The sequence below is a fragment of the Burkholderia sp. Ac-20349 genome (genome assembly GCF_017104865.1).
Classification (GTDB): domain Bacteria; phylum Pseudomonadota; class Gammaproteobacteria; order Burkholderiales; family Burkholderiaceae; genus Burkholderia; species Burkholderia aenigmatica.
In genome coordinates this window covers 1-8,648 of record NZ_JAAGPM010000224.1, presented here as the reverse complement: position 1 = coordinate 8,648, position 8,648 = coordinate 1, and the positions used below count along the sequence as shown (strand labels likewise).

At 69.8% G+C, this 8,648-nt stretch carries 8 protein-coding genes; 3 read left to right on the top strand and 5 right to left on the bottom strand.

Translation table 11 applies throughout. The features are described 5' to 3' along the window. Together G3N61_RS36780 and G3N61_RS36775 are read right to left on the bottom strand one after the other, a co-directional pair. On the bottom strand, positions 1-753 hold a 753-nt coding region (locus G3N61_RS36780), incomplete at its 3' end, for a hypothetical protein (RefSeq protein WP_205824860.1). Positions 754-813: 60 nt separating this feature from the next. Next, positions 814-1,659 carry an aldo/keto reductase gene (locus G3N61_RS36775; RefSeq protein ID WP_205824858.1) on the bottom strand — a complete coding sequence of 282 codons (846 nt, stop codon included), beginning with the start codon at positions 1,657-1,659 and terminating at the stop codon, positions 814-816. 166 nt (positions 1,660-1,825) lie between these two features. On the opposite strand from G3N61_RS36775, the gene G3N61_RS36770 reads away from it, so the two are divergent. Then, the gene (locus G3N61_RS36770; protein WP_011352976.1) at positions 1,826-2,572 is read left to right on the top strand and encodes a GntR family transcriptional regulator; all 747 of its coding nucleotides are present in this window, start codon (positions 1,826-1,828) and stop codon (positions 2,570-2,572) included. Positions 2,573-2,590: 18 nt separating this feature from the next. Here G3N61_RS36770 and G3N61_RS36765 read toward each other — a convergent pair whose 3' ends face one another. Next, positions 2,591-3,982: a CoA transferase gene (locus tag G3N61_RS36765; protein WP_205824857.1), complete on the bottom strand. Its 1,392-nt coding sequence runs from the start codon at positions 3,980-3,982 to the stop codon at positions 2,591-2,593. A 459-nt stretch (positions 3,983-4,441) separates the two neighbouring features. Next, complete coding sequence (locus G3N61_RS36760; RefSeq protein ID WP_205824855.1) at positions 4,442-4,765, bottom strand: DUF2917 domain-containing protein; 324 nt, start codon at positions 4,763-4,765, stop codon at positions 4,442-4,444. A 218-nt stretch (positions 4,766-4,983) separates the two neighbouring features. On the opposite strand from G3N61_RS36760, the gene mdtD reads away from it, so the two are divergent. After that, complete coding sequence (gene mdtD, locus G3N61_RS36755; protein ID WP_041492932.1) at positions 4,984-6,420, top strand: multidrug transporter subunit MdtD; 1,437 nt, start codon at positions 4,984-4,986, stop codon at positions 6,418-6,420. 190 nt (positions 6,421-6,610) lie between these two features. Next, entirely contained in the window at positions 6,611-7,885 is a 1,275-nt protein-coding gene (locus G3N61_RS36750; protein WP_089451163.1) for an EAL domain-containing protein, read from the top strand. A 22-nt stretch (positions 7,886-7,907) separates the two neighbouring features. Here the strand turns inward: G3N61_RS36750 and G3N61_RS36745 are convergent, their stop codons facing one another. After that, positions 7,908-8,510, bottom strand: a complete 603-nt coding sequence (locus G3N61_RS36745; protein ID WP_089451164.1) for a methyltransferase domain-containing protein — start codon at positions 8,508-8,510, stop codon at positions 7,908-7,910. Positions 8,511-8,648 lie beyond the last annotated feature (138 nt).

The window sequence follows — 8,648 nt, the reverse complement described above, 5'->3', positions numbered from 1 at the left end:
GGCGGCCATGGCGACGGTGATGGCGGTGGTCACGGCAATGGCGGCCATGGCGACGGTGATGGCGGTGGTCACGGCAATGGCGGCCATGGCGACGGTGATGGCGGTGGTCACGGCAATGGCGGCCATGGCGACGGTGATGGCGGCGGTCACGGCAATGGCGGCCATGGCGACGGCAACGGTGGCGGTCACGGCAATGGTGGCCATGGGGATGGTGACGGCGGCGGTCACGGCAACGGCGGTGGCCATGGCGACGGCAACGGCGGCAGTCACGGCAATGGTGGCCATGGCGATGGTGACGGCGGCGGTCACGGCAATGGCGGTGGCCACGGCGACGGCAACGGTGGCGGTCACGGCAGTGGTGGCCATGGCGATGGTGACGGCGGCGGTCACGGCAATGGCGGCGGCCATGGCGACGGCAACGGTGGCGGTCACGGCAGTGGTGGCCATGGCGACGGTGACGGCGGCGGTCACGGCAATGGCGGTGGCCATGGCGACGGCAACGGTGGCGGTCACGGCAGTGGTGGCCATGGCGACGGTGACGGCGGCAGTCACGGCAATGGTGGCCATGGCGATGGTGACAGCGGCGGTCACGGCAATGGCGGTGGCCATGGCGATGGCAGCGGCGGTAGCCACGGCGGCCACGGCAATGGCGGCGGCAACGGCAATGGAAACGGCAGTGGCGGCGCCGGCAATGGCGGGGCCAACGGTGTCGGCAACGGCCATGGCACCGGGAACGGCAATGGCGGCGGTCACGGCAACGGCGGATCGTCCGGAGCCAACCACTGACCGGCCGCGGTGCCCGGCCGGGTGTCGTCAGAGCATCTCGAGCGCGCGCTTGCTGCGTGGCGGACGGAAGTACGCGTCAAGCTGCGCGCGCTCGTCATCGCTGAACATGAAATCGAGCGCGGCCCGGTTGTCGCGCACGTGTTCGATCCGCGACGCCTTCGGGATCGCGAACACCCCCGGCTGCGCGAGCACCCATGCGAGCGCGACGCGCATCACCGACACGCCGCGCTGCCGTGCGATCTCGTCGAGCGGCGAGCGCTTCGGCAGCCTCCCGTGATCGACCGGGCTGTACGCCATCGCCGGCATCCGGTGCTCGGCGAGCCACGGCAGCAGGTCGAACTCCGGGCCGCGCCGCGCGATGTTGTAGAGGATCTGGTTGGTCGCGCATACGTCGCCGCCGGCTTCATCGACGAGCTCGGCCATGTCGGCCGTATCGAAATTGCTGACACCCCAGTGACGGATCTTGCCCGCGCGCCGCAGCGCCTCGAAGCCCTCGATCGTCTCCTCGAGCGGCACCGAGCCGCGCCAGTGCAGCAGGTACAGGTCGAGACGATCGGTACCCAGGCGCTTGAGGCTCGCGTCGCACGCCGCGACGACACCGCGCCGGCTCGCATGGTGCGGATAGACCTTGCTGACGAGGAACACGTCGTCGCGCAAGCCCGTGAGCGCCTCGCCGACCAGTTCCTCGGTCGCACCGTCGCCGTACATCTCGGCCGTATCGACCAGCGTCATCCCGAGCGCGACGCCCTCGCGCAGCGCGGCAATCTCGTCCGCGCGCCGGGCCGGCCGCTCGCCCATTTCCCACGTGCCCAGGCCAAGCTTCGGAATCGTCTCGCCGTCCGGCAGGACGACCGTGGCGATCGTGTCTGTCATGCGTTCCTCGTTGCGGATCGGTGGCCGCGCACCGCGGCCCAGCCATGGAATACGACGCATCAGTGTAGTCAATCGACGCGCCATTCACCTATTGCACGGCAAAAACCGGCTATAACGGCGCCACGTGATGACTTAGAATGGCCGCAACCTGATCGATACCCACTCCATGAAGGCATCCACGGACGACCGCTGGCAGGACCTGCGCCCCGACCCCGACAACGACACGCCGCTCTACCTGCAGCTCGCCCGCAAGCTCGGTGATGCGATCCACGACAACCGCTGGACGGCCGGTGAAGCATTGCCGTCCGAGCGCGTGCTGTCCGATGCGCTCGGCGTTTCGCGCATCACCGCGCGCAAGGCGATCGCGCTGCTCGTCGAGCAAGGCCTGATTCGCCGCACGCAGGGCGCCGGCAACTTCATCCAGCCGCGCTACGAAGATCCACTGTCGCGGCTGTCGAGCTTCAGCGAAATGCTCGAACGGCGCGGCTTCAAGCCGAGCTCGCAATGGCTCGCGCGCGAGATCCAGCCGGCGAACCGCGACGAGGTGATCCAGCTCGGGCTGTCGCCGGCCGCATCGGTCACGCGCCTGAAGCGCCTGCGCCTCGCCGACGGCATCGTGATGGCGGTCGAGAATTCGACGTTTCCCGCGACGCTGATCCCCGATCCGCAGGCGATCGGCGGTTCGCTGTACAGCTATCTCGAAGCGCGCGGCACGCCGATCGTGCGCGCGCTGCAGCATTTCCGCGCGGTCAACGCGACCGACGAGATCGCCGAGCAGATGGGCATCGCGCCGCACGACGCGCTGCTGCTGATCACGCGAATCGGCTATACGTCTGACCAGCGCGCGATCGAACTGACCGATACCTACTGCCGCAACGACTACTACGACTTCGTCGTCGAGCTGCGCAAGTAACGTCAGCCGCGCCGGCCCTCACAGCCAGCGCGCATCGTCGGTGCCGAGCGGCACGGGCGGGCGCGTCAATGCAGGCGGTGTCGCCGACAACCGCTCGGCCGGCCGCACCACGTCGAGCGTGCCGAACGGCGACGTGATGCGCTCGATCCGGTCGCGCACGTCGGTGCGCGCGAAATCGGGCGCCTGCAGACCGTCCGGCACGAGGCCGAACGACTGTAGCCAGCGTCCCGTCTGCGCCAATGACAGTCGCACGTGCCAGCTCCCCCCTTCGCGTGCCCGGCGCGCGAGCGCGATCATCGCGCCGAACGCCGCAAGATAACCCGTCGCATGATCGAGCGCCTGGCACGGCAAGTGGCGCGGCCCGTCCGCGTGCGCGGCCTGCTGCTCTCGCCACGCGATCCCGCTCGCCGACTGCACGAGGCTGTCGAAGCCGCGCCGCTGCGCCCACGGCCCAGCGTGCCCGTACGCCGATATCGACACGTACACGATACCGGGCCGCCGCGCCGCCAGCGCGCGCGGCGCGAAGCCGCGCGCCGCGAGTGCGCCGGGCCGGTACGACTGCAGGAACACATCCGCGTCGCGTGCGAGCGCGTGCAGCGTATCGATGCCGGCCTCATCGCGCAGGTCGATCCATGTCGAACGCTTGCCGCGCCCGTTGTCGATCACGAGCGGCGCAATGTTCGGCAGGTGCGGGCCGTTGACGAGCAGCGTCTGCGCGCCGTGCGACGCCAGCGTGCGGCCCGCGACCGGCCCCGCGATGATGCGCGTGAGATCGAGCACGCGCACACCCGCGAGCGGCTGCCCGGCTTCACCGCGGCCGACCGGCTCGACCGGCGCGTCGCCGATCCGCTCGATCTCGAACAGCGGCAGCGATGCGATCGCGCGCGCCTGCTCGTGCGCCGCCCACTCGTCAGGTGTTCTGATCAATGCGGCGCACAGCCCGGCCTCGGCCAGCGCGGTATCGAGCGCCGCACCGTCCCGCGTGCGGATCGCCGCGGCGACGTCGTCCCGCTGCGCGCCGCAGCCGAGCACGTCGAGAATCCCGCGCAGGTGATGCGGGAAGTTCGCGTGCAGCTGGATCCAGCGTCCGTCGCCCGTCTTGAAGAAGCCCGTCACCGGATGACGCAACTCCGGCGGTGGCCCGTCATCCACGCGCAGGTAGCGTTCGCTGCGGAACGCGACAAGTGCGTCGCGCACCGACACGTCGACGGATTGCGCGACACGAGTGCGAAGCCGGTGGCATTCGGCCGCCGCGAGCCCGGCTGCCGCGATCGTCGCCGCGGCGAGCGTGCCGACCCGGAAGGTCGACGGCAGCGTCGGATCCTGCCCCGTCACGGTCGCACGGGCCAGCGCGTCGGGGGCGCCGTGTGCGAGCTGCCACAGATGCGTCAACGCGAGTTCGGGTGTCATGGCAAGAAGGGCGGCGGGAAGACAAGATCGAGTCTAGAAGTCGCGACAGTCGCGAGCAATCCCGATTGCGCGAATCAGCATGTCACGCATGGTCGTAGCTCGGACGTATCTCCCGCGCCCCGGCGGCAGCGGCCGGCATCCCATCCCCCAACACGCAGGAACCCTGCCGGCATCCTCGATGCAGGCGCGACCCCCTGCACATTTGCACCGCGGCCCGCTGCGCTCGCCACCGTACAGCGCGCCCCTGCTCCGCTGCAGCCACCCGGACACGATGCGGCTACCCGCACGCCGTCGTGTCGACGCGAAACGCCCGGATGGTGTCGTCGAACGCCCTCTCGACCGGGGTGTGCCGGAGCTGGGCCCACCGATCACGCAGATCGCCAATGACCTCACGTCCGGCCGGATCGCGCATGTGTTCGAACGATACGAAGACAGAAAGTCGATCCAGCCCCGAACGTGCTAAGTCGGCAGCGACGCGTGCGCGTGACGCCGGCCGTCGCGCCAGGCGACGAGCGGCCGCCACCACGCCTGCGCGGCGCGCCGGGACGTCACCTCGAGCGGACCAAACGCGAACGTCGCACCGTGCGACCCCGCGCTGACCCATACGCGCATGCCGGGCGTGAGCATCAGCGCATCCCCGACGCCGAGCCAGTGATCGTCGTGCCGCCCCTCGATCGTCACCCAGACCTCGCCGTCGGCCACCTCCAGCGAGGTGCGATCGACGATCCGCCACCGACCGGCCGGCTCGTCGCCATCGATCACGTAAATTCGCAGTTCGCGCATGGCAGCCTCCTGGTCGCATGGGTCCGATGGCATCAGTATTTCGGACAGTGGCAGCACACGGACAGATACGGCTGCAGACACTTTCGACTGAACTGTACTGGTCACTCGACGAGGACGGGCACCCGCCGGCCGGACTTCGCGCCGTCCTTGCGCCGAACCGGCACGAAGCGATGGCTTTCCCTACAATGTCGGCTGTCCCGCGCCACCACCCCGCCTCCATGTTCCAGCGCCCGCCTGCCGCCGCTCCCGGCGAAAAGAACCTCACCGTGATGCTCTGGCTCGTCGCGACGGGCTTCTTCATGCAGACGCTCGATTCGACGATCGTGAACACGGCGCTGCCGTCGATGGCCGCGAGCCTCGGCGAATCGCCGCTGCGCATGCAGTCGGTCGTGATCGCGTACTCGCTGACGATGGCGGTGATGATCCCCGTGTCGGGCTGGCTCGCCGACACGTTCGGCACGCGGCGCGTGTTCTTCAGCGCGATCCTGGTGTTCTCGCTCGGCTCGCTGCTGTGCGCGAACGCGCATACGCTGACGCAGCTCGTCGCGTTCCGCGTGGTGCAGGGGGTCGGCGGCGCGATGCTGCTGCCGGTCGGGCGGCTCGCGGTGCTGCGCACGTTCCCGGCCGAACGCTACCTGCCCGCGCTGTCGTTCGTCGCGATTCCCGGCCTGATCGGCCCGCTGATCGGGCCGACGCTCGGTGGCTGGCTCGTGAAGATCGCGTCATGGCACTGGATCTTCCTGATCAACGTGCCGGTCGGCGTCGCCGGCTGCATCGCGACCTTCTATTCGATGCCCGATTCGCGCAACCCGGCCGTCGGCCGCTTCGACCTGAAGGGCTATCTGCTGCTGACGATCGGCATGGTCGCGATCTCGCTGTCGCTCGACGGGCTCGCCGATCTCGGCATGCAGCACGCGGCCGTGCTCGTGCTGCTGATCCTGAGCCTCGCGTGCTTCGTCGCATACGGGCTGTACGCGGTGCGCGCGCCGCAGCCGATCTTCTCGCTCGAGCTGTTCCGGATCCACACGTTCAGCGTCGGGCTGCTCGGCAACCTGTTCGCGCGGATCGGCAGCGGCGCGATGCCGTACCTGATCCCGCTGCTGCTGCAGGTGAGCCTCGGCTACTCGGCGTTCGAGGCCGGGCTGATGATGCTGCCGGTGGCCGCCGCCGGGATGTTCTCGAAGCGGATCATCACGCGCCTGATCACGCGGCACGGCTACCGCAAGGTGCTGCTCGCGAACACGATCATGGTCGGCGTGATGATGGCGAGCTTCGCGCTGATGCGCGACACGGTGCCCGTGTGGGTGAAGGTCGTGCATCTCGCGCTGTTCGGCGGCTTCAACTCGATGCAGTTCACCGCGATGAACACGCTGACGCTGAAGGATCTCGGCACCGGCGGCGCGAGCAGCGGCAACAGCCTGTTCTCGCTCGTGCAGATGCTGTCGATGAGCCTCGGCGTCACGGTCGCGGGGGCCTTGCTCGCGACCTTCACCGGCATGCTGCGCACCGTCACGCCAAGCAACACGCTGCCCGCGTTCCATGCGACCTTCATCTGCGTCGGGATCATCACGGCCGCGTCCGCGTGGATCTTCGCGCAGCTCGCGCCCGAGATCCGCAGCACCGCGCGCAAGACCGACCCGTCGGAACGCGCGTGACGCACGGCGCGCGCCGAACCGGGTCGATGCGCACCCTTTTGGTGCGGCGCGACCCCGCGATGCGCATTTGAAACGCCTGCCGTGCCCGGCAACCCGACCGCGACGCGCCGCCGCACGGGACACGATGCCGTGCACGCTTCTTGCTCGCCTATTCTCTAGGTAAACTGGCAGTCTTCCTTCGGCCGACATCATGAGCATGATCGAAATCGATCCCCCCGGCTTTCAGCCGCCCCGCCCCGTCGCCGGCGACGACGGGAACCGGCGCACCGTGCTGTACGGCGGCTACACCGTGTTCAGCGTGTTCCAGCCCGTTTTCTCGGTGTCGCACCGCCGCGCGATCGGCTATCACGCGTCGCTGCGTGCGCACGACGAGGAAAGCCGCCAGGTGGCGTCGCACGAGGTGTTCACGCAGGCAGCGCGGCGCGGCGACCTGCTCGAGCTCGGCCGGCTCGCCGAATCGCTGCATCTCGGCAACTTCCACGCGTTCGACAGCCATGACGAATGGCTCTTCCTGAGCCTGCATCCGGCCGCGCTGATGGACACCGTCTACGGCGACGCGATGCTCGCGAACCTGAAGGCGCTCGGGCTGCCGCCGCACCGCGTGGTGCTCGAAGTGCCCGAGCAGGCGGGCGGCGAGACGCCGCGCTACGCGGCGATCGTCGACGGGCTGCGCAAGGCCGGCTTCCTGATCGCGCTCGTCGGATTCGGTGCGAAGCATTCGAACATCGACCGCGTGTGGCACCTGCATCCCGACATCGTCACGCTCGACCGCGGCATCCTCGCGCAAGCGAGTGAGCACTCGCATCTCGAACGCGTGCTGCCGGGGCTCGTGTCGCTGCTGCACGAGTCCGGCCAGCTCGTGCTGATGGGCGGGCTCGCGACCGAGCGCGACGCGCTGATCGCGCTGGAGTGCGACGTCGATTTCGTGCAGGGCCAGTACTTCGCGGGGCCGAGCGTCGAGCCGGTGCAGCCGCAGGCCGCCGCGGGCTGCATGGATACGCTGTCGGCCGCGTTGCGGCTGCGCGTCGCGGAACGCGAGCGCACGCAGGCGGAACGGCTCGCGCCGTACGTCGCGGCGCTCGAGGAAGCGAGCCGGAAACTCGGCGCGGGCGCGCCGCTCACCGACGCGGCAGCCGTCGTACTCGGGCTGCCCGAGACCGCGCGCTGCTTCCTGCTCGACGCATCGGGGCGCCAGATCGGCGACAACGTGCTCGCACGCGGCAGCGTCTCGCAACGCGCCAAGCGGTTCCGGCCGCTGCTGCATTCCGAAGGCGCGAGCTGGGAACGGCGCCCGTACTTCATCGACGCGATGCGCGCGCCGGGCCGCGTGCACCTGACGCCGCCCTACCTGTCGATCAACGAGGCGCACCTGTGCGTGACCGCGTCGATCGCCGCACCCGTCGCGACCGGCATGCAGGTGCTCTGCGTCGACATCAACTGGGAAGCGGCACTCAACCGCGAATGAGCGAGGCGCCGCCGCGCCGCGCTCAAGCGGTGGCAGCCTTGCGGACGATCAGCCGGTGCACGCGCTTGCCGGACGAGGGGCTGACGACCTCGTGCTCGTCGATCACCTGCGTGCCCGCGCCGAGCGCCGCCCGCATCCGCGCCGAATCGAGCGGCGTGTAGAGGCGGCCGCGCTCGTCGCGCAACGCGCCGTTTCCGGCCACCCGCCAGCTCATGTACAACGTGCCGCCCGGCATCAGGAGCTCGGCCAGCCGCGTGGCGGCGGCCGCCGCTTCCGCCTGTTCGAGATGCATGACGACCGTTTCGCACAGCACGTTGCGAAACGCGCCGGACGGCACGCCGGCCAGCGCCGGCAGTGCAGCCAGCTCGAAGGCGAGATCCGGATGGCGGCGCCGCGCCTCGTCGAGCAGCGCGGCGCTCGCGTCGTAGCCGCGCACGTCGAAGCCGCGCGACGCGAGCCAGGCCGTATCGCGCCCGGCGCCGCAGCCGACGTCCGCGGTCGGCCCCGGCGAGAAATGCTGCTCCAGCAGCGCGTACATGTCGTCGGGCGCGGCCTGGTCGAGCCAGTCCTGCGCGTATTGCGCGGCATGGGCGTCGTAGGCATCGAGAGTCGGGCGATCCACCATGGTGACAGCTCCGCATAGGCGTCGTATGACGCACCCCGCATCTTAGCCGTTCACACCCCGTGCGGCATCACGCGCGACGCGTGACGCAGCCGCCTACGCGGCCCGCACGTCGCCCGCGTGCGGCGCCCGCGCGGTCAG